Source organism: Dysgonomonas hofstadii, assembly GCF_014196915.1.
In the GTDB taxonomy this organism is placed as follows: domain Bacteria; phylum Bacteroidota; class Bacteroidia; order Bacteroidales; family Dysgonomonadaceae; genus Dysgonomonas; species Dysgonomonas hofstadii.
On the sequence record NZ_JACIEP010000014.1, the window covers coordinates 46152 to 70684 of the forward strand.

Genomic DNA, 24533 nt, shown 5'->3' on the forward strand with positions numbered 1-24533 from the left:
TTTACTAGTGAGTATTGCTGATAATTTAAATGCTATTAAAAAGAACCTGCCCGACGGTGTGAAACTGGTTGCCGTTTCTAAGTTTCATAGAAATGAAGCTATTCTGGAAGCCTATAACGTAGGTCAACGCATATTCGGAGAAAGCAGGATGCAGGAGATAGACCAAAAGCATGTCATACTACCCGGTGATATCGAATGGCATTTTATAGGGCATTTGCAGACAAATAAGGTGAAAACGATAGTGCCGTATGTACACACTATACATAGTGTAGATAGTATCAGGCTATTGTCGGAAATAGAAAAACAATCTTCTGCGATAAACAAGACAGTGCGTTGTCTTTTAGAGATTCACATTGCACAGGAAGATGAAAAGTATGGGTTTTCGTTCGACGCTTGCCGGCAGTTTTTATCCAGTGGCCAGTGGAAAGATTATAAATATGCCAGGATAACAGGCCTGATGGGCATGGCCACTTTTACAGACGATCAGGAACAGGTAAGAAAAGAATTCAGGAACCTGAAATACTTTTTTGATGAAATGAGAAATACTTATTTCTCCGATGATCACAATTTTCATGAACTATCGATGGGTATGTCAGATGATTATCTGATAGCCATAGAAGAAGGTTCCACAATGATACGCGTAGGATCTTCCATATTCGGAAACAGAGAATATTAACACTAAATATTAAAGGTATGAATATACAACAGTTGGAATATATTATAGCAGTGGACAATCACCGTCACTTTGCTAAAGCGGCTGAGGCGTCATTCGTAACCCAGCCTACTTTGAGTATGATGATCCAAAAGTTGGAAGATGAACTGGGTGTGAAAATATTCGACCGGAGCCAACTACCCGTGCAACCAACAGTTATCGGAACGCAAATTATCAATCAGGCCAGGGTTATAGTATCGCAGGTAAAGCAGATAAAGGAAATTATCCAGGAAGAAAAAGGCATTGTACAGGGTGTCTTCAAGCTGGGGATTATACCTACTATCGCTCCTTACCTCTTGCCGAAACTGATGAAGGCCCATGACGAAAACGGATACGACATCGTGCTGGTGATAGAAGAAACTACAACAGCGCAAATAGTGGAGAAATTGATGAATGGCGCTCTTGATGGTGCGATACTGGCAACTCCCCTGAAAAATGAGAAGATAACGGAGCATCCGATCTATTACGAGCGTTTCTATGCGTATGTATCGCCTCGTGAAACTTCTTTATATGCCAAAAAAGAACTGGAAGAAGACGATCTGAATATAAACCGCTTGTGGTTGCTCGAAGAAGTACACTGTTTCCGGGGACAGATATTAAGGATCTGTAATATGCGGAAACGGAAAAGTTCACACTCGCTGTTCTCTTACGAAGCTGGTAGTATTAACACATTGATAAACATCGTTGACAATAACAGCGGCCTGACCATTATTCCCGAAATGGCGATAGAAGAACTGACCGAAAAACAAAAACGTAATATCCGTCCGTTGAAAGGTATTTCACCAGTCAGGGAGATCAGTCTGGTTACCCGCCGAGAATTTTTGCGGGAAAGAGTTCTTGATATTATTATGTCAGAGGTGAAACAATCTGTACCACAGGCGTTATTAAATCCCGAACTGAAAAAATTTATAATAGATATTTAAGTAAATACGGTTATATATCTAAAAAAGCTCTTCATTGTGAAGAGCTTTTTTGTGCTTGTATTGAAAATGAAACGTATCAGTTAGTTATTCCAAGCTTTGTTTTCAGCTGGGGATTGGCATCGAATGTGTCAGAGCCGGCATGCAATATTGCTCCCGAATTGAAAATAAAAGAATATCCGTTCTCATCACCGACCTCCTTTATTGCTTTCATTAGTTTTTCTTCGAGAGGAGCCAGTAATGTCCTGCGTTCTTTTTCCATCTCCTGCTGGCTGTTTTGCACAAACAGGCGGTATCTGTTTTGTAGATCCAGAAGTTCTTTTTGTTTGTCGGCGGCAATGGCTTCAGTCATTCCCTCTTTCGACATTTTTTCGTATTCATTGCTCTTTGTTTCATATTCGGCCTCCATCGTGTCTATATTTTTCTTTACAGATTCACTTTTTACGGCAATCTTGGACTCCACATCTTTCAGTTCCGGCATTTTCGAAAACACCTCTTCCACATTTACATAAGCCAGTTTGTTTTGTGCGACAACAAATGTAGGCAGTACAAATAATAATAAAAGTAAAGTTCTCATAAGTTTCGTTTTAGGTAAATAATTAGTAATAATAAATGTATATTGTTCATGTTTTAATAGTTTGCTTTAATCGTTCTATTATACTAGCGCGCCTATCGGCTTGTTTTCTCAACTTTTTTCTTGATAAAAAAGTTGCAAAAAATCAAGGCTACAGTCCTCGCAGACCCACCATCTGCTCAGCAGCTAAACGGGCTGAACTCGCCTACGGCTCAGACAGCACCCCGTTTCACGCTGCTTTCACAGGGTGGGTACCCCTTCTGCGGACATGATGCCGGAATCGCAATGCGCAGACAAGAATTACTCTGCCTTGTCGTGGCTTTGCCCGGTGGCATTAGTCCGAAGTGCGGGGCACCCGTCAGACGAAAGGGGCGTGAAATGGAAAGCGTCCGCAGGACAATCTTTCCATTTAGCCCGTAAGTCTGTAACGGGTCGCACGCAGGATGAGCCACCAAAGCATTTTTGCATTCTTTTGGGGCTTTGGCCAAAAGAATGACAAGCAATCTTTGATTGCGCGTAGTAAAAAATAATAGAACGATTATTCATTACAATCATAATGATCCCAATTACTGATTTGCACTAAATATACAATTCTTTCTAAAATGTTAAATACAATACTTATCTGTTCTCCCGATATTTATGTATAATTAATATCAGAGAGGCATTTATGTGATTTTTCAATAAAATTCAGATTTGTTTAGACTTTGTTGTTCTAATTTTATTTGGATAGAACGTTTCATGCGAATATCTTTACATTCTTAATTATTGAAGATATATGGAAATCATTATTGTAGTTGCCCTTATCTTATTGAATGGCATCTTTGCCATGTCGGAAATAGCCGTCATATCGGCACGGAAATCAAGCCTTACTACTGAAGCTAAACATGGAAACAAACTTGCGCGGGCGGCATTGAGCCTGTCTGATCAACCCGACCGTTTTCTCTCTACTGTTCAGGTGGGGATCACCCTGATAGGGATACTTACAGGTCTTTATTCGGGAAGTGTACTGGCTGATGATTTTTCGGTATTTTTGTTGAAACTTGGAGTTCCTGAAGCATATACTTTTCGTGTATCTCAGGCTACCATCGTTATTCTGGTAACGTATTTCACAATCATCTTCGGAGAGCTTGTGCCAAAACGTATTGGGATGAGTGCCGCCGAAAAAGTTGCGAAAATAATAGCCCGTCCTATGCACTGGTTATCTATCATAGCATCCCCTTTTGTCTGGATTTTGTCGAAAAGTTCGGCTCTGATATTCCGTCTGCTAGGTATCAAGGGAAATGGTTCGAAGGTAACCGAAGAGGAAATAAAGTCGATGGTAAAAGAAGGTGCCGAAGGTGGTGAGGTGCAGGCTGTAGAGCAAGCTATCGTAGAGCGTGTATTTACTCTTGGCGACAGAGATCTGGAATCGATAATGACAAACCGCAGCGAATTGATATGGATAGATACGGATATGTCTGCTGAAGAAATAATGGAGATTGTGAGGAATAACCCGTTTGATAAGTATCCGGTAGGAACTAAAAGCCTTGACAATATAGAAGGTGTTGTTCATCTGAAAGACCTGTTCGGACGGTTGATGCAGCCTGACTTTGATATACGAAAATATGTGCGCCCTGTTCATTTCTTTTACGAAAACATGGAGGTGTACAGCGCTTTGGAAGAAATGAAGTCGAAGCATCTGCAATATGCGCTTGTGTGCGACGAATTCGGTACGGTCAGAGGACTTGTTTCACTTAAAGATATTCTGGAAGGACTGGTGGGAACTATTCTCGATCCGCACGAAGAGCCTGAGATCGTACAGCGTCAGGATGGAAGTTGCCTTGTGGACGGACAAATATCTTTTTATAATTTCCTCACCTACTTTAAAAAAGGAGATTTGTATAATAAATACGAATATAACACCATTAGCGGCCTCGTTCTCGACGTATTGGAGCATATTCCCAAGGCCGGCGAACAAATAGAGTGGAACGGTTTCTCTATTGAAATAGTGGATATGGACGGTACACGCATCGATAAATTGCTCGTCAAACTACTTTAAAACTTATAAGTAACCATAAGGCGTCCTTCGGATGTTTTGGAAAAAATATCATCGTGATATTTGTAATTGGTATCCCGGGTATAATTATAGCCTATTCCTGTCAGGTACCAATGCTTCTTCAGTTTCACATCTATGCGCAGCGAAATGGCATGAAGTATTGCCTGCGACCTGTCGCCTTGCGCATCCAGGGTGCGTTCGTCTATTGTGTTCCAGTCTATATCTTTGTCATAGCCTTTCCATGTAAAAATGCGATATCCATCGTAACTACTTGAGACACTTACCTTATCTTTATATGAAATGCTAGCTCCAAGCTTCCATCCGAATCCGCTTCCAAGGTTGTAATTACGGTTTTTGAGGCGGTAGTGGTCACTCTGTGCTGTTCCTAAAATTATGGCATTAAAATGAGCGGAAGAATTGAAATCCCAGTTCGAAAAACGCTTGCTTTTATGTATCAGTCCTATACCTGCAGATGCAGGAGTGCTGAACTTGTATGGTATTTTATTGGATACATCCGAAATTGTGTCCGAATCATAAAAATCGTAATGCTGATATACCCCGATACTGAGAAAATCTGTTGAATTATCAACTAATTCGGCGGAGTAGAGGCGCCCCATGATATTCATCTGACTTAATATCGGTTGTGATCCTTGCCCATTGATATTAGCTCTGAATGTAAAATAGTCAAACGGTTTGTTTGTCTCAGCCTCAAAGCGGTCACCATATTCAACACTTATCGTAGTGGCAAAACCAACCCCCTGGTCGAATATTCCGTCTTTCAGTTCAAGAGCTCTTATCCCCATTGAAATGTCTACACTGACGTCGGGCACACCGAATTGTTTTCCCGATGTGGGTCTTTTGCGCCAGGCATCGCCGTTTACAATGCGGGTAAGTCCGCGCATAGGCGAAATCAGGAATCCCGAAAGTTCCTGCCCAAAGCGTGACCAGCCCGTCCGGCGGTCATCCAACACAAGGTCTGATGTGCGATACAAGACCTCGCCCAGAGCCATTCCTCCGATCGGAGTGGCAATGATATCATTCGTCGAAGGATATTCCGATTCCATAAACAGTTCCCACATAGCGCTACCGCCCAGTGCAACCAGTCCCGATTCCCAGTAATTGAGCCCGTTAGCCCGCCCCGAATTAAAATACAGGTTACCATGATAAGGATGCAGGAACATATTCACGGCCATATTGTCATTGTCCCATATAAAGCCTTTCCTGAAGTTTGCTCTTATTGTGCCCCCATCGATGTAGGCATAATGGGCTTTTTGTATATAACGGTCGAAAGCCCATACTCCCATGTTTACAGTGAAGGCCGTAATTCCTGCCTGAAACCATTTTTTCTTTGAATAATAAGCTATATCAATGGAGTCGGCAGGCTGTGGGGTTCTTACCTGATTCCTTATTGCAATTTGTGAAAAGACAGGAATTATACCTGGTATCATAAATATAGCAATAAGTATATTTTTTTTTATCATCGAATATATAATTTTCTAATACCTGTACAGGCAAAAATAAAGGAACCCCCGGGCTTTATGCAAACATTCGGTACACCTCTGCAATTACTTATTTTAAATTAACAAAATTTTACTAAAAGTATACTGTTTCAATGTGATACAAACTTCAATCCGATGACTGATATTATCAATGTCGAAATAAAGAATATACGCATTGCACTTGCTGGCTCTTTAAATACAAGTATTCCCAATATTGCTGTTCCTGTGGCTCCGATTCCTGTCCACACGGCATAAGCGGTTCCCATTGGGATCGTCTGAGTGGCTTTGATTAGTAATACCATACTGGTAATAATGCATACCCCAAAACCGATATACCAGTAGTAAGACTGTGGTGCGGCAACCTCTTTGGCTTTCGATAATGAAAATGTAAACCCGACCTCAAATACACTAGCCAGTAATAAGAATACCCAATTCATAATAGTCTGATCTTTATTTATTGAACAATTGTTCAATGTAATTTTAAAAAAATATTCGTTTATCTTAATAGTTCAATGTAATGGAGCAATGCATTCTCCAGACTTTTTATAGCAATTTTTCCATCCGTGCTGAACTGGCTTTGAAACCAGATTCCATCGGTGAGGGTGAAAAGCTGTTGTGCCGATTTGGTAATGTCAATATCTTTCCGGAGTTCACCTTTGCTTATGCTGTTTCTCAGGGCATATTTCCAACTGATAAGCTCTTTCTCGATTGTGTTCTTATATTTGTCGCGAAACACACTATCCCGCTGCATTACCTGATAGAACAGAAAATGATAGTTAAGTAGCGAGCTCTTTGCGGAGCCGTCTAGCTCAGACACTATATCACTTATCGATTTTATTGCTTTTCTGAAACGTTTGCATATATAATCGGTAAATTCATAGACGGTATATTTATCAGTCTTACTGACATTATAATCGAATATCCGGATAAAGTATTTCTCCGTCACCTCTATAAACAATTCTTCCTTATTTTTGAAATAATGATACAAAAGGCCACGCGACAAACCTGTTCCTTTCTGTATATCGGAAATAGAAACAGCATCAAAGCCCTTAGCCAACAATAGGTTTAATGTCTTTTTTAGTATTATTTCCTTTGTATCCATATTGAACAATTGTTCAACAAAAATACGATGTTTATTTAAATCACGCAACTATACGATATTAAAAATTGATATATTTTGATAAAAGCGGGCCTTTGCTCCCAGGATGGATGCTGATGTTTTTTGTGTTTTGGGGAAAGTAATAACAGGATTTCGCCTCATGTAAATAAAAAAGCCGTTGAACTTATCAACGGCTTTCCTCTTTTCCGGGTGAAAGACGGGGTTCGAACCCGCGACCTTCGGAACCACAATCCGACGCTCTAACCAACTGAGCTACGATCACCATATTTTGCAATTGCGGTGCAAATATATGCAATTTTATTATAATAACAAGCGGTGGTGCGAAAAAATGATCGAGAATTTTATACCCGTTGGGATCTGTTTATATTTTATCCTTTTTTCATTCAATTAGATAATGGAATTTCACAAAGTTCGCTATTTTTGCTACTCTAATACAATCTGAACTGCGAATATGAATGTTCTAAAAAATTATGCGTTTACCTTACTTTTGCTTTTGGGTATACTGACAGGAGGAGTCTGTGGTATTATATTCGGTGAAGATGCGTCAATTGTAAAGCCTGTGGGCGATGTATTTCTCAACATGATGTTTGTGCTCATCGTACCGTTGGTGTTTTTCAGTGTATCGTCTTCCATCTGCAACATGAAGCAGTCGGGCATGGTCGGACGTGTGATAGGCAGCATTCTGTTTGTATTCCTGCTTATGGCTGTTGTGGCTGCTGTTGTCGCTTATATATTTACCTTATTGTATAACCCGCTGGGTGGTATCGATCAGGCGGAAGTGTTGAAAGACCTGCCTGCGCAACAAGTTAAAGGCTTATCTACAGGTGAAATCTTTGTCAATACTTTTACTGTATCCGATTTTCAATTACTGTTTACTAAATCGAATTTGTTACCCCTTATCATATTCTCTATTTTTCTGGGGCTGGCCACTTCCCTTATCGGAGAAAAGGGTAAACCTGTGTCAGACCTGCTGAATGCTGCGACCAATGTGATTCTGAAGATGATGAACATCATTATGCTGGCTGCCCCAATAGGTCTGGGTTGTTACTTTGCCGATACGGTGGGCAAGCTTGGGGGACAGATACTCAGTGGATATATGCATGTGTTTTTGCTTTACCTGATGCTTACGGTTTTTAGCTTTTTTGTGCTGAATTCATTATATGTATTTATTGCAGGCGGTAAGAGTGGTTTTGTTATTTTTTGGAAAAATATAATAACACCTTCACTGATGGCAATAGCCACGTCGTCGAGTGCAGCCTGCATTCCTGTGAATATCGAAGCTTCGAAACGAATGGGGGTTTCGTCCGGTATTGCTGAGACGGTTATCCCTTTGGGGACGAATATCCATAAAGACGGTTCTGTAATGGCCGGAGTACTGAAAGTCGTTTTCCTGTTCACTATATTCGGGCACGAACTGACCGATTCGTCCAATATGTTTGCTATTATAGGTATGGCTTTGCTTGTAGGGGCTGTGATGGGCGCAGTGCCAAGCGGAGGGATGACAGGCGAACTGCTTATTTGTTCGGTCTTTGGCTTTTCGCCTCAACTGGCAGGAACATTGCTTATTATCAGTGCTATTGTGGATATTCCCGCTACATTACTCAATTCTACAGGCAATGTGGTGGGAGCTGTGTTAGTAGCACGACTGACAGAAGGAAAAGAATGGGTGAAAAAGAAGTTACCGTAAATATCATGGAGTTTTTGATTATCTTTGCATGAAATTATTTCCTGGTATCACTCATATTAGAATGGAATACAGATTAAACAAATATATCAGCAGCTCCGGATTTTGTTCCCGGCGCGAAGCCGACCGCTTTATCGAAGAGGGACGTGTAACTATCAATGGCAAACGTGCACAGGTGGGGATGCGGGTTTTGCCCGGACAAAAGGTGAGAGTAAACGGCGAACTTATCATAAACAAAATAGAACCGGTATACATCGCTTTTAACAAGCCTGTGGGGGTTGTGAGCACTACCGACCCGCAGGAAAAAGATAACATCGTCAATTTTATACGGCACGAACAACGGATATTTCCCATCGGACGATTAGATAAGGATTCTCAGGGCCTGATCCTTTTGACCAACGACGGAGATATTGTAAATAAGATACTACGTGCCGGAAACAATCATAAAAAAGATTACCTGGTAAAGGTAGATCGTCCTATCACAAGCGATTTCCTTACACGGATGGCGCAAGGGGTTCCCATATTGGACAGGGTAACCCGCCGGTGCGAGATAGTGGAAATAAATCCGTACATGTTCCGTATATCACTCATACAGGGGCTCAACAGGCAGATCAGGCGCATGTGTGAGTATTTTGGATATGAAGTGGTCAAACTGGAACGTATTCAGATAATGAATATCAAGCTTGGTGACCTGGGGCAGGGTAACTGGCGCGACCTGACACATGCCGAACTGGAAGGTCTGTTCGATATGCTGGAAAACTCAGAAAAAACGGAAATCAAAAAAGCTCCGAGCAACAAGGCTTTTAATAAAGCACTTGAAGAATATGATATAAAAACGAATTACAGAAAAGCCGGTATCGCTGCCAAATACGGAAAGACAGAGAAAACTGAAAAATCAGATAATCCGAAGAAGACATCAAATGCTTCTGTTGATTACACCGATGAAGGAGAAAAGAAAGCAAAGCCTAAAAGAAAAGGTAAACAAGCTACCGGATTGCGTGTGGGTAAACAGAAAGTAGCTGCGAACAAGCCAAAAGCCAGTTCAAAACCGAGACCAAAGGCTAAAAGCCAATCGAAAAAGAAACCTCTGAACTAGGAACGAAAAGTCATTTCCTCAGTGTAAACCAGAATTCCAATCCGCCTCCTGCATGATTTTTCACTTGCACTTCGCCTTTGTGGAACAAAATGGCGTTTTTCACTATGGATAACCCCAGTCCCGAACCTCCCGTATCACGGGTGCGTCCTTCATTTACTCGATAGAAACGTTCGAACAAGCGTGGCAGGAATTGTTCTTCTACGCCAATTCCTGTGTCATAATAAGAGAAATAAATGAACTCAGCATCTTCCAGATAATTGTTGATATGTATCTCTATGTGATTCCCGGCATAGCTGATCGTATTATCCACCAGATTGCGGAAAACAGAATAGAGTAGGGTATAATTCCCGTTTATTATCAGATTATTTTTTATCTGGGTATGAAACTTAATGTCGTTTTCTTCCAGTTTTTCGGTCAGGTCTATTCTTACATCCTCCACCAGTTGCGACAGGTTCACTTTTTCCATCTTAAATTTCGATGGCGCTTCCTCTATTTTGCTTATCAGGCTAACGTCGTCTATCAGCATCGACAATCTTACTGACTGTTGATACGCGCGGTCGATGAACTGTGCTTGTTTACTGGCAGGTAGAGTTTGCTCGTTGAGTGTTTCCAAATAACCTCTCAGACTGGTAACCGGTGTGCGTAGCTCGTGGGCTATATTGTTGGTCATCTCTTGTTTCAGCAGACGGGTTTTTTCCAGTTTGGTTATGTCTTTTATTGTGATTTCGAAACTTTCGTCCTCAAAGACAATTGTTTGGATAGAGAAAGTCTTACCGTTTTTATTCAGTTGGTAAGTATGATGATTTTCATCTTTCTTACGGTTGTTTATAAATTCGATAGCCGGATCGAATATAGCTTCCTTTATAATGGCTTCGAGATTGAAAACCGGCTGATCGGCAATGAAATTGAAATACTGGAAAAAGTTGGTATTGGCATAAATTTTCTTTATGTCTTTGTCGAATATGCAAATACCTTCCTGTGAATAATGGAAATGCTGGATCAGTTTCTCACGTTCAGCCTCTAATTCTCTTTTTCCATGCTCTCTTTGTTTTAGCATGGTAACCAACTGATTACCTATCTCTCCAAGTTCGTCGTCGGGGAAAGTTATTTTTTCGGACAAGGGCTTGTTATCTTTTATCTTCACAGCCAGATTCTGCAATTGGGATATGGACTCGCCGAATCTTCCGGCTACGTAGTTGAGCAGGAGTAATACAAGGATAAACATGCCGATGACAATGTATATAAACATATTGTCAGCCTTTAGCATGCCTTTCGTTTGTATATTGTATGGCAAGGCCACACGTACATAATAATCTTTGTAGTGCTTAGCATAATAAAGATATTCGTGTTGTGTAGAGGCGGACATACGTATATTCGAACCTGTTCCCTGATACGAAGCATTGCGTATCTCGGGACGGTCGAGGTGGTTTTCCAGTTTGCTCAGGTTCTCCACATCCTTGTCGAAAGAAACGTTCCCGTCGTTATCTATTATTGTAATCCGGATGTCCATCGGCATAGCCATAGCCAGTGTATGTATCTGACTCATATTGCTGTCCGATAAGTGATTGAGGTTCATGTAGGTATGGATCATTTCTGCATAGCTGTCGAGACGGTCTTGCAGATTTTCGGTACGCTGGGCTTTTTCTTCTCTTTGCTCTACCAATACTATCAGGACAGTAAACAAGGCAAAGATAATGAGGAAATAAGTGAATATCCGTTGTTTGTAGGTTAGTTTCATAATTTTTAAAAGTAGACAGTAGACAGTAGCTAGTAGTAGGTAGGCAGCAGTATTTTTTCTGCAGGCTACCGATTACCGGCCACTATCTACTATTATGAGTAAATGTATATCCGTATCCTGTACGATTGATTATAGAGTCACCATAAGTTCCTATCTTTTTCCTTAGCCGGGCTATATGCACATCTACAGTCCGTTCCAATACTATACCGTCATCTTTCCAGGCTTTGTCGAGAATGTCGGAACGCGAAAATATCTTGCCTGTATTCTGTACGAGCAACACCAGAATGTTAAATTCTGTTTTAGTAAGCTCTATTGTTTTATTATCTATAGCAACTGTCTTTGTATCGAAATCGATAACAAGGTCGTTTACTGTCAGTTTATTCTGCGATTTATTGTCCGGGGTGTTTTCGGATGTGCGTTTCAATACACTACGCACACGGGCAATCACTTCCTTTATCGAAAAAGGCTTCGATATATAATCGTCTCCACCTATCGAAAATCCGGTGAGCATATCGTTTTCGGTATCTTTTGCCGTAAGGAAAATAATAGGTGTATTGTTCCCGTTCTTACGTAACTGGTCGGCGAACTTGAAACCCGAAATGCCGGCCATCATTACATCCAGTAGAATCAACTTATGCTTTGGTTGCAATATCTTTGCCGCTTGTTCCGACGATTCGGCCAGATCTATATCATAACCTTCGTTTTGCAGATTGAATTGCAGTATTTCCCTGATATCGGGTTCATCGTCTACTATCAGGATCGATACGTTATTTTTTGTTTCCATGTCTGATATCTTTTCCTTCGGTTAAATAAATGGCGGCTTCGGCAATATTGGTGGCACTGTCGCCTATACGTTCCAGATTATAAGAAATAGCATTGGCGTTTATAATGCTTTGCACCTCAGCTTTACTTAGTGGCTTACCTGTGAAAGCGTCCTGTAAAGATAGGGCTATTTCGTGAAATAAACGGTCTACTTTGTCATCGTCTTCAATTACCTGGTATGCAGTGTGGCTGTCTTCATTCGAAAAAGAAAAAATGGCATTGCGGAGCATTTCCCCGGCATATTGCATCATTTTGTCTATCTTTTTACAAATGTTTTCAAATTCAGGGGCAGCAAGATTTGTTTCTCTCAGAAAGTGGATGATATTGAGTAGCATATCTCCCACACGTTCCAGATTGGTCGTCACATCCTGATAGGTAATGATCTTGCGCAGATCGGCAGCTATCGGGTTGAACTGGAAAATGGTGAATACCACTTCTTCACGTACTTTTATCTCCAGTCTGTCCATGATGATCTCGTTCGATTCGGCTTCTTCATAAAGCGATACTATCTTGTTGTCGTGTAACAGCTTATGTGCTATCTGCATTTGTATCATAGCTGTTTTCGACAGTAGTTCGAAATCATTGAGTAGTAATTCGAGTTGTTTACTTTTTATATTTGAGGTCATAACTTTTTAATTTGATAATTAGTAAATTAGCATATTAGCAAATATTATTTCATTTTCGAATTTGCTCATTGGCATATTTGCTCATTGATTAACTGAACACCCCTGTCAGATAATCCTCTGTCCGTTTATCTTTCGGTTTAGTGAACATCTGTTTTGTTGTACCATATTCCACCAGTTCGCCTAGATACATAAACATCGAATTGTCGGACAAGCGCGCTGCCTGTGACATATTGTGCGTAACGATCACTATCGTATAATCCTTTTTCAGTTCGAATATCAGTTCTTCTACTTTGCCTGTCGATATCGGGTCGAGGGCAGAGGTCGGTTCATCCATCAGCAAAAGTTCGGGTTTCAGCGCAAGGGCACGGGCTATGCACAGGCGTTGTTGCTGTCCTCCCGATAAGAATGTCCCTTTCTTGGTCATCGAATCTTTCACCTCGTCCCATAATGCAACGTTGCGCAGGCTATTTTCCACTATCTCGTCTTTTTCTGTTTTGCTCAACCCTATATTGTTGAGCTTATATCCTGCGATTACATTATCGTAAATACTCATCGTCGGAAACGGATTTGGCCGCTGAAATACCATCCCTGCCAGCCGGCGGACTTTCATAGGGTTCATATCGAATATGTTCTTCCCTTTCAGCAATATTTCACCGGTAGTGACAATATTGGGATAAAGCTCATGCAGACGGTTAATGGCCCGCAACAAGGTGCTTTTTCCACAACCCGAAGGACCCATCATCGCCGTTACTGTATTCGGACTGATAATGGCGCTGACATTATTCACCGCATTTTTGCCCGGCGTGTACGAGACCGAAACGTTTTTTAGTTCTAAGATATGTTGTTCATTCATAAGTTTAATTATAAGATACAGGTAAACGAGATACAAGATACGAGTTTTGAGACAAAATGTTTTAATAAAAAACCTGTTTACTTGTATCTCGTTTACCTGTATCTATATTTACTGTATTTTCCATCTTTTTGCTATACTTTTTGCTATAAGATTTATACCCAGCACAAATAGCAGGAGCAGGAGTGATGATGACCACACCAGATCTGCCAGATTAGGGTCGTTATAGAATTCCCATATCAACAGTGATATGGCACTTGTAGGATTCGTTACATCCCAGTTGACCGCGGCTGCGCCTAAAGCCGTTACCAGTAAAGGCGCTGTTTCGCCCATTACACGCGATATGGCAAGTAAAGAACCTGTAAACAGTCCGCTGAATGCCGAAGGGATTAATATTCTCATTACTACCGATGTATATGAGCCGCCTAATGCCAGTCCGGCTTCCTTGAGCGAAACAGGCAGCATTTTCAGGCTTTCTTCGGTAGAGCGGATAATCATAGGTAGCATCATTACAGACAATGCTATACTGCCTGCCAGTGCCGAATAGCCCGACATGGGTATCACTATCCAGATATATACTACTACCCCGATCACGATAGAAGGAATTCCTTGCAGCAGGTCACTGAGATTGCGTACAAGATTGGCTAGTTTCTTATCCTGATTTTCTGCCAGATAAACTCCCGCCATTATTCCTATAGGAATGGCTATGACTATGGCTACAGCAAGAATCAGCAATGTACCTGTGATACCATTCAGTATTCCGCCCGGAATGGGACTGTCGCTGATGCGGGCAAGCATGGCCTCCATCGAGGTGGGTGCCACTTCGGTGAACAGGCTCAGGTTAAATTGTTTATAACCTTTTTTTATAAGTTCCCACAGGATGAGGAACAAAGGTATCATAGTCAGAGACGACAAGGCACAAACCCCGAAGAAGAATATCCTGCTCTTCATCAGCCTGTATTTCGATGTTGCTCTTATTCCTTTTCTCATATTTATTTAGTTACAAGATACTTCGCCCTGTGGGCAGTTACAAGTTACGAGTTTGCCGCTTTGCGTCATTGGCACATTTTCAAATTGGCACATTATTTATTTACCATTTTCATTATATACTTAGCCACAAAATTGATACAAGCCGTAATAAGGAACAACAACAATCCGATAGCCATCAACGAACTAAGTTTCAGTCCACTGGCTTCACCAAACTGGTTGGCTATGATACTGGCCATTGAATTTCCGGTGTCCGACAATCCCGAAGGTATGTTTATCGTATTTCCTATCAGCATGGTTACTGCCATTGTTTCGCCTAATGCCCGTCCAAATGCAAGTACGTAAGCTGCAAATATTCCCGATCCCGCAACAGGCAGGTTGACCGAACTGATTACTTCGAGATGTGTAGCTCCGAGGCTGTAGGCTCCTTCTTTCAGTTCATTGGGAACCATAGCTATAAATTCCGTACTAAGCGATGATGCGTAAGGAATGATCATTATAGCCAGAACGATAGACGATAACAATACGCCGAATCCCTGATCATTAACGCCCATATCGATAAGAATCGGGCGCAGGGTATAAAATCCCCACAGCCCGTATACTATAGATGGTATGCCTGCCAAAAGGTCGACCACTGAACTGACTATTGTCGATACTTTTTTATTACGAAAATATTCACCGTTGAAAAGCGCTACCGATAGTGAAAACGGAATACAAAACAGCAAGGCGAGTATAGATGTCAGCATCGTTCCTGCAATAAAGGGAAGCGCCCCGTATTCATCTTTCAGTGAATCCCATTCGGTAGAAGTGATGAAATTGAATATTCCAAATTCCGAGAATGCTCCTATACTCTGGCTTACCAATCCGTATATAATGCCTGCTGTGAGCAGTATGATCAGACAGGAGGCGATCAGGAGTATAGCTTTGAATATTTTATCTTTCATGTTTAAAAGCTGTTAGCCGTTAGCTATTAGCTGATAGTTTTTTATTGTTGACTGTTGACTGATACCTGTTGACCGTTATATGTCATCGACTCTATCAATGCTTTTGTTTTTTCAACAGCAACAGCAGGAAGTGGCGCATAATGTGTTTTTGTAGCTATTTCCTGCCCTTCCGGGCTGATTATATAGCTAAGCAAACTTTTCAATGCTTGTGCCTGTTCTTCGGCTCTGTTGTTGTAGGCTTGTTCCTTGTAGGCGATAATCCAGGTAAATGTACTGATCGGATAAGCTTCGGGGTTCGGCGAATTAGTGATTACCACACGTGTATCGGCTGGTATATCTACGTTTGCCGATGCTGAAATACTTTTGCTGTCGGCAGCCACAAAGTTACCCGCGCTGTTTTGTAACAATGCAGTTGACATATTTAGTGCCAGTGCGTATTCCGAACCAATATAACCTATCGAACCTTCTGTTTCCACTACGATGCCTGCCACACCCGGATTTCCTTTGGCTGCGATGCCTGCAGGAAATTTAAGTGATTTACCTTCGCCAATTTCGCTTTTCCATGCTTCGTTTACTTTCGTCATATATTCCGAAAATACCGATGTGGTACCGCTACCGTCCGAGCGGTAAACAGGAGTTATTTTTTTATCCGGGAATGTAATGTCCGGATTCAGTTCTTTGAGCTTAGGATCGTTCCAGTTAGTTATCTTTCCTCTGTAGATGTCCGATATTAATTCAGCTGTGAGTTTAAGGTTTTTCACATCAGGAAGATTGTATGACAATACCACACCACCTAATGCAGTAGGAATGTGTATGATATCTGCTCCCATTTCCTGTAGTTCGCTGTCCGACAAGAATACATCTGTTGCCCCGAAGTCCACGGTCTTGTCTTTCAGGCTGCGGATACCGCCACCACTGCCAATGGCGCCGTAAGATACGTTTGTACCTGTTTTGGCATATTCCTTAAATACGATATTATAGAACGGAGCCGGGAATGTGGCTCCTGCGCCCGATAATGCCGCTTCTTTCTTACCACATGATGTTAGTGCAACTATTAGTGCAACTGCTGTAAAAAATAATGTTTTTTTCATCTTTTCTTTTTTCCTTTTAATTCTGGTACAATATTATTATGTTATTATAACAAACAGACTAAGGATATGTTACGATACGGTTAAGAATTGAGGGAATTTTGTTTTCTTTGTAATGAAATATAAATCCCAAATAGAAAATGGGTATTTTAGCTGCCTCCACTTTCAAGTGGAGGAATAATAATTAACAAAAAAGACTTTAGTCGAAACTTATTTGGCTCGAGCCTTTTAAAATATATTGAAATATTCCTCCGGCTAAAGCAGGAGGCAATTAATAAAAAATAATGAAAAAGATATCATCACTTTTATTTACCCTCTTCACTTTGTTTACTGGTTATACCTATAGCCAGCAAACCCTTCCCACAGACCTGAACAAGCTGTATGAAATCACCGACAAACAGTTTGTCGATCTGCGCCACAAACCTGCGCCCGTTATCGGTGTATCGGCTTCACGAGGAAGCCATGGCGGTTCTATTGTTTCTGGGACTTATATAGAGTCCATACTGAAAGCGGGGGGCATACCCCTGATTATCCCTGTAATGACCGATGGAGTGGTTTTACGTGATATAATAAAACAAATCGACGGACTGGTAATGGTTGGCGGCGACGATGTGAATCCATCATATTATAACGAAAAGGCCATACCGGAAATAAATGAAATAGATTCGATACGTGATGTTTACGATCTTGTATTGCTCAAACTGGTTACCGACCGCAATATTCCCGTACTGGGCATTTGCCGGGGCGAACAGCTTATGAATGTGGCATTCGGAGGTACACTTTATCAGGATATTCCGTTACAGGTGAAAAACAGTAGTATAAAGCACAAGCAAACCGAACCTCGGGAAATAGGGACACATGATATTCAGATAGAAAGAGATTCGAAACTGGCGTCTATCCTTGGCGTTGCTGAATATAAGGTGAATTCATACCACCATCAGGCAGTCCGGAAAGTAGCCCCCGGATTCCGTGTGGTAGCTAAATCACCCGACGGTATCATAGAAGCAATAGAAGCCTACCCCAATCGTTCGATACTCGGCGTACAATGGCACCCCGAAAGCCATGCGGCGGCAGGCGATACGACTATGCTGAAGCTCTTTAAGTTCATTGTCAGCGAAGCCGAAACATTTCGCAAAGCAAAAGAGTTGCATAACCGGATTCTTTCGGTAGATACCCATTGCGATACTCCGCTCGAATTTAAGAAAGCAGGGTTCGATATAGGCAACCGTGAAAGTAATCAGGTGAATATTCCGAAAATGGAAGAAGGAATGCTCGATGCTATTTTCTTTGCTGCTTATACGGGACAAGGCCCCCGTGACGCGGCTTCTACTCAAAAAGCCGTAGATAAAATCGACGGATTGATAAAAGGTATTCATTCGCAGGTAGAGAAAAACAAGGATATCTGCGGTATTGCCTATACGGCCGATGACCTTATACACCTGAAACAGGAAGGCAAGAAGACTATCTTCATAGGCATAGAAAACGGTTATGGTATAGGAAAAGACATTGCCAATATTGCCCGGTTCAAAAAAATGGGAGTGAATTATATCACTCTTTGCCATACCAAAGATAATGATATCTGCGATACATCGAGTGCCAATACACACGAATGGAACGGCCTTAGCCCTTACGGAAAGAAAGTGATTGCCGAAATGAACCGCCTCGGCATTATGATAGATGTATCACATGCTGCCGAAAAGACTTTCTGGGATGTGATAGATCTTTCCTCTCAGCCGGTTATCGCTTCGCATTCGTCTGTGCAGGCACTTTGTTACCACGACCGTAATCTGACCGACAAGCAGATGCAGGCCATCGCCAAAAACGGTGGTGTAGTGCAGATCTGCCTCGTTGACCTGTTCATCAATAAAGACCGTGCGAAAGCCAGTATAACGGATGCTATCGGGCACATCGACCATGCGGTGCGTGTGGCGGGTATCGATCATGTGGGTATTGCTTCCGATTTTGATGGCGGCGGTGGGCTGATCGGATGCAATGGCAGCAACGATATGATAAACATTACCATAAAACTCATTGAGCGTGGCTATTCGGATGAGGATATTGCTAAACTATGGGGTGGTAACTTCCTGCGGGTAATGACTGAGGTACAGAAAGCAGCACAGGAGTAAACATTTGCTTACTCCTTATGCATTTCCGCTAATAACTCGTTAGCCCGTGCTATGGCAATATTTATATTGTCGCAGATATTTTTTTCACCTATCATTACAGGTATCCCGGATGTTTCTATCACAGCGTGGACATTTGGCCGTACACCTGACAAGATGACTTGTATGCCGTCTTTCTTCGATTTTATACAAAGGCTCTCCAGATTGTGTAAACCCGTGGAATCGATGAAAGGTACGTGGCGCATACGTATGATCCTGATCTTTGATTTGTCCCCGATAATACGCATACTTTCCTCAAATTTATTGGCTATACCGAAGAAGAAAGGACCGTCTATTTCGTAAACTTCAACTTCATCAGGCAGTGTGAGGATTTCCTCATCCTGTGTGAATTCACTCTCGGCGGTAAGATCCAGTTTCTTCTTTATTATGGAAACGTGCGTAACCTCATTTATACGCCTCATAAACAACACTACCGCCAGCAACAGTCCCACCTCAATTGCGATTGTCAGGTCGAATATCACTGTCAGAAAGAAAGTGATCAGTAACACGGCCACATCCGACTTCTGGTTGCGGAGCAGGTTTTTAAAGGTACGCCACTCACTCATATTATATGCTACAATGACCAGTACCCCGGCAAGGCAGGCCATCGGGATATATTGTGCCAGTGGCATCAGTAGCAATAATATCAGCAGTAATACCACCGCATGTATTATTCCCGCGACAGGCGTACGTCCTCCGTTATTTATATTGGTCATGGTACGGGCTATGGCTCCCGTGGCAGGAATACCTCCGAATAGCGGGGTTATGATGTTTGCTACTCCCTGCGCTATCAGTTCGGTGTTAGAATTGTGTTTCTCTCCACCTATCACCCCGTCGGCTACTGTGGCCGAAAGCAGCGATTCGATCGCTCCTAACAAAGCGATAGTGATGGCTACGGGTAATAAATCCTGTATCGCTGCCATATCTATGACAGGAATCTCGGCATCGGGCAAAGCTGCGTTTATCTTGAAACGGTCACCGATTGTATCTATGGCTGTAATTCCCAGATGCGTTTTCAACAGGTAAACGACAATTGTTATAACAATAATGGCAACCAGTGATCCCGGTACTTTTCTCACTATTTTAGGTGTGAAGACGATGATCAGTATACTGCCTATGCTGACAGCTGTATTCCACCAGTTAATAGTGTCTAAATGTCTGAAATATATGATCCATTTGCCGATAAAATCCCCCGGAACTTTTTCCTCGCCGAAATTAAGTCCGAATATATCGGCTATCTGCGTGGTAAATATAGTCACGGCAATACCGCTGGTAAAACCGACTATAATAGGGTAGGGTATGAATTTAATAACCTTTCCCAGCTTAAATATCCCCATCAGCACAAGGATAACCCCTGCGATAATGGTGGCTATGATGAGTCCCTTTATTCCATGGGTTTGCACCACTCCATATACAATGACTATAAATGCGCCCGTAGGCCCGCCTATCTGCACCCGGCTACCTCCCAGAAAGGAGATTATAAACCCGGCAATAATGGCGGTTATAATTCCCTGTTCAGGCGTTACGCCCGAAGCTATACCAAACGCCAGTGCCAGAGGCAGAGCCACAATGCCGACAATAAGCCCCGACATCAGGTCATTGGTGAATTTACTTTTATCGTACGTTTTCAGTGAAATGAATAATTGGGGCGTAAAGTCCTTGAAAAGATCCTTCTTCATAAACAATCTCTATAACCGATTAATACAATCTAACAAGTTTCAATATTTAGTTAAAAAAAATATGTAAAATGCTAATTTTGCAGCACTTATAAACCTTATTTAGAATACATCTAATTAGTTTATCCTTAGCTGCTTATTTCGGCAGACAAAGGTATGAAATCATTTGCGTTCTTTTCTCAAAAAGAATAATTATTATTAACTTTGTCTTGGATCAGGGAGGAAACTATCATCAAAATATATTTAACTATCATCAAAAAGTTATGGAAAAAAGTATTAAAGGAACAGAAACAGAAAAATGCCTGTTAAAATCTTTTGCCGGAGAATCTCAGGCAAGAATGCGTTACACGATGTTTGCAAGTACTGCAAAAAAAGAAGGATATGAGCAAATTGCCGCTGTTTTCCTTGAAACTGCCGATCAGGAGAAAGAACACGCGAAACGTATGTTCAGTTTTCTTGAAGGCGGTATGCTGGAAATTACAGCAATGTATCCTGCCGGTAAAATAGGCACTACCGAAGAGAACCTGATTGAAGCCGCTGCCGGAGAACACGAGGAGTGGGCTATTGATTATCCTGCATTCGCTGAAATAGCAGAAAAAGAAGGGTTTAAGGAAATTGCGGTAATGTACCGTATGATCGCCAAAGTGGAAAACATGCACGAAGATCGTTACAAAGCGCTTCTTGCCCGTGTACAAAGCAATGGCGTATTTACTCGTACAGAGGCTATCGACTGGCAATGCCGCAACTGTGGATTTGTTATCAGCAGCAAGACAGCGCCTCGTACTTGCCCTGCCTGTTTGCATCCTCAGGCATACTTCGAACCATTGAAATGGAATTTCTAAGAAGTGCAATATGAAAAAATGAAAGGCTGCAATCTTTGCGGCCTTTTTTATTAACAGTTATTTGTTAACTAAAACCTGATAAAAGTGACATATTTTTTGTAACTAATTTATACAGAAAAGATTTTGGGCTACTTTGGCTTGCAGAAAACACTTTTCCGGTTAGGGTTATATAGCCCGGAAGTTAAATGTATAAATGTTTCTTCAAGTGTTGCTATCAGTGCTGCAGATGCTATAATAATACCTATAGCTATTGGAATTGAAGAAAATAAGACATAAACAGGCAGCATGAAATATACAAGTAATCCTGAAAGTTTGTTGCCTATTGTGTGTAGCATACCTAATTGGTGGAATTTGATTTTCGTTATAATTAGATTTAGCAATTTGATGATGAAAAGTACGATGACGAGCCATAACATTACAGGATCTTTCATCAACTCCGTATGGGTAAAAAACATGACAGTTATCAAAATATAGAAAACAAAGTCACCCCAACTGTCAAGTTTTGCTCCCAATGTTGATTCTGCTTGCCAACGGCGGGCGATGTATCCGTCAGCGACATCGCTTATCCCGCAATAGAGATATAATATTGTAAATAGAGCAGGATAACCGCCCAGAAAGAATAAAAATCCGCTTATGATAAGACGACTAATAGAAAGAATATTTGGCAATTTTTTCATTATATCTAACTACATTCCTTTTCATATCATATAAGTCAATTTATTTGATATCGGAGTAACAACTGTAAAGTTACAAAGCTTTTATTACTATGGGTAGTCGTCTTGTTGACTTTTTAACAAAAACCTTACAAACCTTACAAAAATCCCAATATTTATATTTCAAAGATCGCTTCTACTTGCGACTTAACCTCTCTAGCTCCTTTGACTATTCTTTACATAGATAAACTTTTCTGAATCCGATTCAATTCTTATATTTGTTTTTATAATCTTTCAGAGAATAATATGGAAAACAACAACTTCAGAATGCCAATAGAAGATATACTTCATATAAGAGGACGGGGACTAGTGCTTGCCGGACGGGTGGAAAGCGGCGAAGTAAGTATAGGTGATATGGTTTATATTGAAACAGCCGAAGGAAAACTGGTTAAAGGAAATCTTACCCTTGACGGTATAGAAGTATTCGGGCACATAACGAAAGCTGAAGCGGGCATGAATGTTGGTATGTTTTTTAAAGTGCCTTACTTGCAAAAGAAATCGGAAGCACTGGAAGTTATTCCTGTGAAAATCGGAGATATAGTAAAGAAATAAACCTGATATGATGAAACATAAATATCTGATATTGGTATCTGCTTTATTAGTAAGCCTGCTTTTCTCCTGTGCACCAAAGAAAAGTGAGCCTGTTACAGAAAATAAGGTTGATTTAATAGATATATCTGTTAATACAAATCAGCCGGTTCGTGAAAAGTATCAACCTCCTTTCGATATGGAGAAATTAAAGCAGGGTTTTGCAGATGATGCTACTTCTACATTTTTAGGTAATAACAGTATTAAATTGTATGAAAAACCAAAAGAAAAAGGATTCTTTGGAAGATATCATCTATCTAAATATTATGAAAAAGATAAGGACATGTTTGTTGCCGGGTCACTTACTGTGTTTAACGATACCACTCCCTGGTTGTATGATGATATGACTGATATTTTCATAGAATTAGCAGTTAAATATCCGGGAATTACGATCTTTAATGAAATAGAAATCGGCTCGGATATTTCTTTGGTAGATAAATACCTTGATAAGCCCTTTCTAAAAAACGATACTCTTACTGTTTATAAACATGGTGCGATACAGATGGTCGCATTATTCAAAACAAAAGACGGGAAGATAAGATGGTATAAATACGGATATTATAATGAAGAGGTGGTTAATAATATCGAAAAGCATATACCTCTTTTACTGGATTAAGATTTTATAGGTTAAATTCCAGATTAATAAATAAATACTGTTCAGCGGTCCCTCTTTCGGGATTGATATTGCGGAAATTGGGTGATATTTTTAGTTGCTTCAACGGTTGGAATTCTACACCTCCCATCATTAGTTGTCCGTCCATATCGTTCCACGGTTCGGTGAACGAAGCCGGAGCAGATGATTCAGCCAGATCATAACGGGCATAAGCCCGCCATTTGTCAGCCAGTTTTACTGATGTATAAAACGAGTAACCATAATAGTCTTTCTTTTCTATGAAACCTTTGTTGTAAACACGGTTATATTCAGCACCGAAAGATATTCTCTTATTCTGATAACCTGCAAATAAAGCCAGGGTATACTGGTCTTTATATTTAATATCAGTGATCCCATCAGGCAGCGCATCCCGTTGATTTTCATCATCGTTATATATATCGGCATATACGCGTAGGATGGTATTTTTTATCGGAAAAACACTAAGGCCTGCGCCATAGCGCATATTGTTGTCTTTCTTCACCACTTTGTTGCCCTCTCCGTTTGTTATGCTCAGGTCAGCCGAAAGGAATTCGTTTATTTCATATTCCGCCGTGATACCGAGATCGACGCTCGGAGCCATTTTATTAAGATCCTGAAATGATTTCATCACATAACGGTGCATCCAGTAATCTTCCTGTGTACTGAATTGCAAAAGTCCGGTAAGCCCTGCATTAAAGGTAAACCCTTTGTCTGACCATCTCACGAAAGCATTACGTACATATACCTGAAGTCCGTCGGACGAGGTCTTTCCTGCTGCTCCATCGATAACGAGTTGGGCCTGCAATGTGCGGCTGAATTTGTAATTATATCCTAAAAGGGCTCTGGTTATATCAAATCCCGATTGATTATTCACATGCCCAAATCCGGCACTATAATCGATAAAGCTACGGGCAATAATTCCTCCTGATGGTTTAAATGCTAATGAATCCTGGGCGTACGACAAGTTTAAGCCAAAAATTGAAAAAATTGAAATAAGGATAAATATTCTCTTCATCTTCGGATTTTTTTAATATGCCGCAAAGTAAAGCTTAATTGTTGGAAAACAGAATCGTTATAACGTTAAGATTGGGTTAAGAAAACGTTACGTTATCTTGTGTTTTTAGTATAGAATATTTTTTGTTGGTATTAATTGTTCTATTAAAAGTTACAGGTTTGCCTCGCCTGCGCTTCGGCGATTTTCAATTCTACGCCCTTCAGGCAGTTCC

The 24533-nt window shown here is 41.0% G+C and carries 24 protein-coding genes and 1 tRNA gene; 10 read left to right on the top strand and 15 right to left on the bottom strand.

Going from position 1 to position 24533, the window contains the following annotated elements; genetic code table 11:
* Window positions 1–7: 7 nt before the first annotated feature.
* Together GGR21_RS16420 and GGR21_RS16425 are read left to right on the top strand one after the other, a co-directional pair.
* Window positions 8–676, top strand: a complete 669-nt coding sequence (locus GGR21_RS16420) for a YggS family pyridoxal phosphate-dependent enzyme (RefSeq protein WP_183308324.1) — start codon at window positions 8–10, stop codon at window positions 674–676.
* A gap of 17 nt (window positions 677–693) precedes the next feature.
* Complete coding sequence (locus tag GGR21_RS16425; RefSeq protein ID WP_183308325.1) at window positions 694–1635, top strand: hydrogen peroxide-inducible genes activator; 942 nt, start codon at window positions 694–696, stop codon at window positions 1633–1635.
* 76 nt (window positions 1636–1711) lie between these two features.
* Here the strand turns inward: GGR21_RS16425 and GGR21_RS16430 are convergent, their stop codons facing one another.
* The gene (locus GGR21_RS16430; RefSeq protein WP_183308326.1) at window positions 1712–2209 is read right to left on the bottom strand and encodes an OmpH family outer membrane protein; all 498 of its coding nucleotides are present in this window, start codon (window positions 2207–2209) and stop codon (window positions 1712–1714) included.
* Between the two features lie 244 nt (window positions 2210–2453).
* Between GGR21_RS16430 and GGR21_RS16435 the strand changes: the two genes are divergently transcribed.
* Together GGR21_RS16435 and GGR21_RS16440 are read left to right on the top strand one after the other, a co-directional pair.
* Complete coding sequence (locus GGR21_RS16435; protein ID WP_183308327.1) at window positions 2454–2702, top strand: hypothetical protein; 249 nt, start codon at window positions 2454–2456, stop codon at window positions 2700–2702.
* Window positions 2703–2981: 279 nt separating this feature from the next.
* On the top strand, window positions 2982–4244 hold the full coding sequence (locus GGR21_RS16440) for a hemolysin family protein (RefSeq protein ID WP_183308328.1): 1263 nt from the start codon (window positions 2982–2984) through the stop codon (window positions 4242–4244).
* Here GGR21_RS16440 and GGR21_RS16445 read toward each other — a convergent pair.
* The 4 genes from GGR21_RS16445 to GGR21_RS16460 all read right to left on the bottom strand — a co-directional run bounded on the left by GGR21_RS16445 (window position 4241) and on the right by GGR21_RS16460 (window position 7123).
* Window positions 4241–5722 carry a DUF3943 domain-containing protein gene (locus tag GGR21_RS16445; RefSeq protein ID WP_246348098.1) on the bottom strand — a complete coding sequence of 494 codons (1482 nt, stop codon included), beginning with the start codon at window positions 5720–5722 and terminating at the stop codon, window positions 4241–4243. The two genes, GGR21_RS16440 and GGR21_RS16445, sit on opposite strands and share 4 nt — an antisense overlap.
* A 128-nt stretch (window positions 5723–5850) precedes the next feature.
* Complete coding sequence (locus GGR21_RS16450) at window positions 5851–6177, bottom strand: DMT family transporter (RefSeq protein WP_183308329.1); 327 nt, start codon at window positions 6175–6177, stop codon at window positions 5851–5853.
* 59 nt (window positions 6178–6236) lie between these two features.
* Window positions 6237–6842: a TetR/AcrR family transcriptional regulator gene (locus GGR21_RS16455; RefSeq protein ID WP_183308330.1), complete on the bottom strand. Its 606-nt coding sequence runs from the start codon at window positions 6840–6842 to the stop codon at window positions 6237–6239.
* 205 nt (window positions 6843–7047) lie between these two features.
* Window positions 7048–7123 (bottom strand) — tRNA-His (locus GGR21_RS16460).
* A gap of 188 nt (window positions 7124–7311) precedes the next feature.
* Here GGR21_RS16460 and GGR21_RS16465 point away from each other — a divergent pair.
* Together GGR21_RS16465 and rluF are read left to right on the top strand one after the other, a co-directional pair.
* The gene (locus GGR21_RS16465) at window positions 7312–8547 is read left to right on the top strand and encodes a dicarboxylate/amino acid:cation symporter (RefSeq protein WP_183308331.1); all 1236 of its coding nucleotides are present in this window, start codon (window positions 7312–7314) and stop codon (window positions 8545–8547) included.
* 61 nt (window positions 8548–8608) lie between these two features.
* Window positions 8609–9640, top strand: coding sequence for a 23S rRNA pseudouridine(2604) synthase RluF (gene rluF, locus GGR21_RS16470; RefSeq protein ID WP_183308332.1), 1032 nt, complete (start codon window positions 8609–8611; stop codon window positions 9638–9640).
* Between the two features lie 10 nt (window positions 9641–9650).
* On the opposite strand, the gene GGR21_RS16475 is transcribed toward rluF, so the two are convergent.
* The 7 genes from GGR21_RS16475 to pstS form a co-directional block, all read right to left on the bottom strand.
* Window positions 9651–11378: a sensor histidine kinase gene (locus GGR21_RS16475; RefSeq protein ID WP_183308333.1), complete on the bottom strand. Its 1728-nt coding sequence runs from the start codon at window positions 11376–11378 to the stop codon at window positions 9651–9653.
* An 82-nt stretch (window positions 11379–11460) separates the two neighbouring features.
* Window positions 11461–12162: a response regulator transcription factor gene (locus GGR21_RS16480; RefSeq protein WP_183308334.1), complete on the bottom strand. Its 702-nt coding sequence runs from the start codon at window positions 12160–12162 to the stop codon at window positions 11461–11463.
* Entirely contained in the window at window positions 12146–12826 is a 681-nt protein-coding gene (locus GGR21_RS16485) for a phosphate signaling complex PhoU family protein (RefSeq protein WP_183308335.1), read from the bottom strand. Before GGR21_RS16485 ends, GGR21_RS16480 begins: the two co-directional genes overlap by 17 nt.
* Before the next feature lie 88 nt (window positions 12827–12914).
* On the bottom strand, window positions 12915–13679 hold the full coding sequence (pstB, locus tag GGR21_RS16490) for a phosphate ABC transporter ATP-binding protein PstB (RefSeq protein WP_183308336.1): 765 nt from the start codon (window positions 13677–13679) through the stop codon (window positions 12915–12917).
* Window positions 13680–13787: 108 nt separating this feature from the next.
* Complete coding sequence (gene pstA, locus GGR21_RS16495; protein ID WP_183308337.1) at window positions 13788–14666, bottom strand: phosphate ABC transporter permease PstA; 879 nt, start codon at window positions 14664–14666, stop codon at window positions 13788–13790.
* Between the two features lie 92 nt (window positions 14667–14758).
* Window positions 14759–15607, bottom strand: coding sequence for a phosphate ABC transporter permease subunit PstC (gene pstC / locus GGR21_RS16500; RefSeq protein WP_183308338.1), 849 nt, complete (start codon window positions 15605–15607; stop codon window positions 14759–14761).
* A gap of 41 nt (window positions 15608–15648) precedes the next feature.
* On the bottom strand, window positions 15649–16698 hold the full coding sequence (pstS, locus tag GGR21_RS16505; RefSeq protein ID WP_183308339.1) for a phosphate ABC transporter substrate-binding protein PstS: 1050 nt from the start codon (window positions 16696–16698) through the stop codon (window positions 15649–15651).
* Between the two features lie 281 nt (window positions 16699–16979).
* Between pstS and GGR21_RS16510 the strand changes: the two genes are divergently transcribed.
* Window positions 16980–18821, top strand: coding sequence for a gamma-glutamyl-gamma-aminobutyrate hydrolase family protein (locus GGR21_RS16510; RefSeq protein WP_183308340.1), 1842 nt, complete (start codon window positions 16980–16982; stop codon window positions 18819–18821).
* An 8-nt stretch (window positions 18822–18829) separates the two neighbouring features.
* On the opposite strand, the gene GGR21_RS16515 is transcribed toward GGR21_RS16510, so the two are convergent.
* The gene (locus GGR21_RS16515; protein ID WP_183308341.1) at window positions 18830–20536 is read right to left on the bottom strand and encodes a SulP family inorganic anion transporter; all 1707 of its coding nucleotides are present in this window, start codon (window positions 20534–20536) and stop codon (window positions 18830–18832) included.
* A gap of 260 nt (window positions 20537–20796) precedes the next feature.
* On the opposite strand from GGR21_RS16515, the gene rbr reads away from it, so the two are divergent.
* A complete protein-coding gene (gene rbr, locus GGR21_RS16520; RefSeq protein ID WP_183308342.1) occupies window positions 20797–21375 on the top strand; it encodes a rubrerythrin in 579 nt (192 codons plus the stop codon).
* Window positions 21376–21503: 128 nt separating this feature from the next.
* On the opposite strand, the gene GGR21_RS16525 is transcribed toward rbr, so the two are convergent.
* Window positions 21504–22052 carry a CDP-alcohol phosphatidyltransferase family protein gene (locus GGR21_RS16525; protein WP_183308343.1) on the bottom strand — a complete coding sequence of 183 codons (549 nt, stop codon included), beginning with the start codon at window positions 22050–22052 and terminating at the stop codon, window positions 21504–21506.
* A 282-nt stretch (window positions 22053–22334) separates the two neighbouring features.
* Between GGR21_RS16525 and GGR21_RS16530 the strand changes: the two genes are divergently transcribed.
* Window positions 22335–22640: a hypothetical protein gene (locus GGR21_RS16530; protein ID WP_183308344.1), complete on the top strand. Its 306-nt coding sequence runs from the start codon at window positions 22335–22337 to the stop codon at window positions 22638–22640.
* A gap of 7 nt (window positions 22641–22647) precedes the next feature.
* Window positions 22648–23292, top strand: a complete 645-nt coding sequence (locus tag GGR21_RS16535) for a hypothetical protein (protein WP_183308345.1) — start codon at window positions 22648–22650, stop codon at window positions 23290–23292.
* A 4-nt stretch (window positions 23293–23296) separates the two neighbouring features.
* On the opposite strand, the gene GGR21_RS16540 is transcribed toward GGR21_RS16535, so the two are convergent.
* Complete coding sequence (locus GGR21_RS16540; protein WP_183308346.1) at window positions 23297–24322, bottom strand: hypothetical protein; 1026 nt, start codon at window positions 24320–24322, stop codon at window positions 23297–23299.
* Window positions 24323–24533: the final 211 nt, after the last annotated feature.

Bases quoted from the DNA above. Each gene is read 5' to 3' on its own strand.
- GGR21_RS16425 (WP_183308325.1), top strand. From the start codon at position 694: ATGAATATACAACAGTTGGAATATATTATAGCAGTGGACAATCACCGT.
- GGR21_RS16430 (WP_183308326.1), bottom strand. From the start codon at position 2,209: ATGAGAACTTTACTTTTATTATTATTTGTACTGCCTACATTTGTTGTC.
- GGR21_RS16440 (WP_183308328.1), top strand. From the start codon at position 2,982: ATGGAAATCATTATTGTAGTTGCCCTTATCTTATTGAATGGCATCTTT.
- GGR21_RS16445 (WP_246348098.1), bottom strand. From the start codon at position 5,722: ATGATAAAAAAAAATATACTTATTGCTATATTTATGATACCAGGTATA.
- GGR21_RS16450 (WP_183308329.1), bottom strand. From the start codon at position 6,177: ATGAATTGGGTATTCTTATTACTGGCTAGTGTATTTGAGGTCGGGTTT.
- GGR21_RS16455 (WP_183308330.1), bottom strand. From the start codon at position 6,842: ATGGATACAAAGGAAATAATACTAAAAAAGACATTAAACCTATTGTTG.
- GGR21_RS16465 (WP_183308331.1), top strand. From the start codon at position 7,312: ATGAATGTTCTAAAAAATTATGCGTTTACCTTACTTTTGCTTTTGGGT.
- rluF (WP_183308332.1), top strand. From the start codon at position 8,609: ATGGAATACAGATTAAACAAATATATCAGCAGCTCCGGATTTTGTTCC.
- GGR21_RS16475 (WP_183308333.1), bottom strand. From the start codon at position 11,378: ATGAAACTAACCTACAAACAACGGATATTCACTTATTTCCTCATTATC.
- GGR21_RS16480 (WP_183308334.1), bottom strand. From the start codon at position 12,162: ATGGAAACAAAAAATAACGTATCGATCCTGATAGTAGACGATGAACCC.
- GGR21_RS16485 (WP_183308335.1), bottom strand. From the start codon at position 12,826: ATGACCTCAAATATAAAAAGTAAACAACTCGAATTACTACTCAATGAT.
- pstB (WP_183308336.1), bottom strand. From the start codon at position 13,679: ATGAATGAACAACATATCTTAGAACTAAAAAACGTTTCGGTCTCGTAC.
- pstA (WP_183308337.1), bottom strand. From the start codon at position 14,666: ATGAGAAAAGGAATAAGAGCAACATCGAAATACAGGCTGATGAAGAGC.
- pstC (WP_183308338.1), bottom strand. From the start codon at position 15,607: ATGAAAGATAAAATATTCAAAGCTATACTCCTGATCGCCTCCTGTCTG.
- pstS (WP_183308339.1), bottom strand. From the start codon at position 16,698: ATGAAAAAAACATTATTTTTTACAGCAGTTGCACTAATAGTTGCACTA.
- GGR21_RS16510 (WP_183308340.1), top strand. From the start codon at position 16,980: ATGAAAAAGATATCATCACTTTTATTTACCCTCTTCACTTTGTTTACT.
- GGR21_RS16515 (WP_183308341.1), bottom strand. From the start codon at position 20,536: ATGAAGAAGGATCTTTTCAAGGACTTTACGCCCCAATTATTCATTTCA.
- rbr (WP_183308342.1), top strand. From the start codon at position 20,797: ATGGAAAAAAGTATTAAAGGAACAGAAACAGAAAAATGCCTGTTAAAA.
- GGR21_RS16525 (WP_183308343.1), bottom strand. From the start codon at position 22,052: ATGAAAAAATTGCCAAATATTCTTTCTATTAGTCGTCTTATCATAAGC.
- GGR21_RS16530 (WP_183308344.1), top strand. From the start codon at position 22,335: ATGGAAAACAACAACTTCAGAATGCCAATAGAAGATATACTTCATATA.
- GGR21_RS16535 (WP_183308345.1), top strand. From the start codon at position 22,648: ATGATGAAACATAAATATCTGATATTGGTATCTGCTTTATTAGTAAGC.
- GGR21_RS16540 (WP_183308346.1), bottom strand. From the start codon at position 24,322: ATGAAGAGAATATTTATCCTTATTTCAATTTTTTCAATTTTTGGCTTA.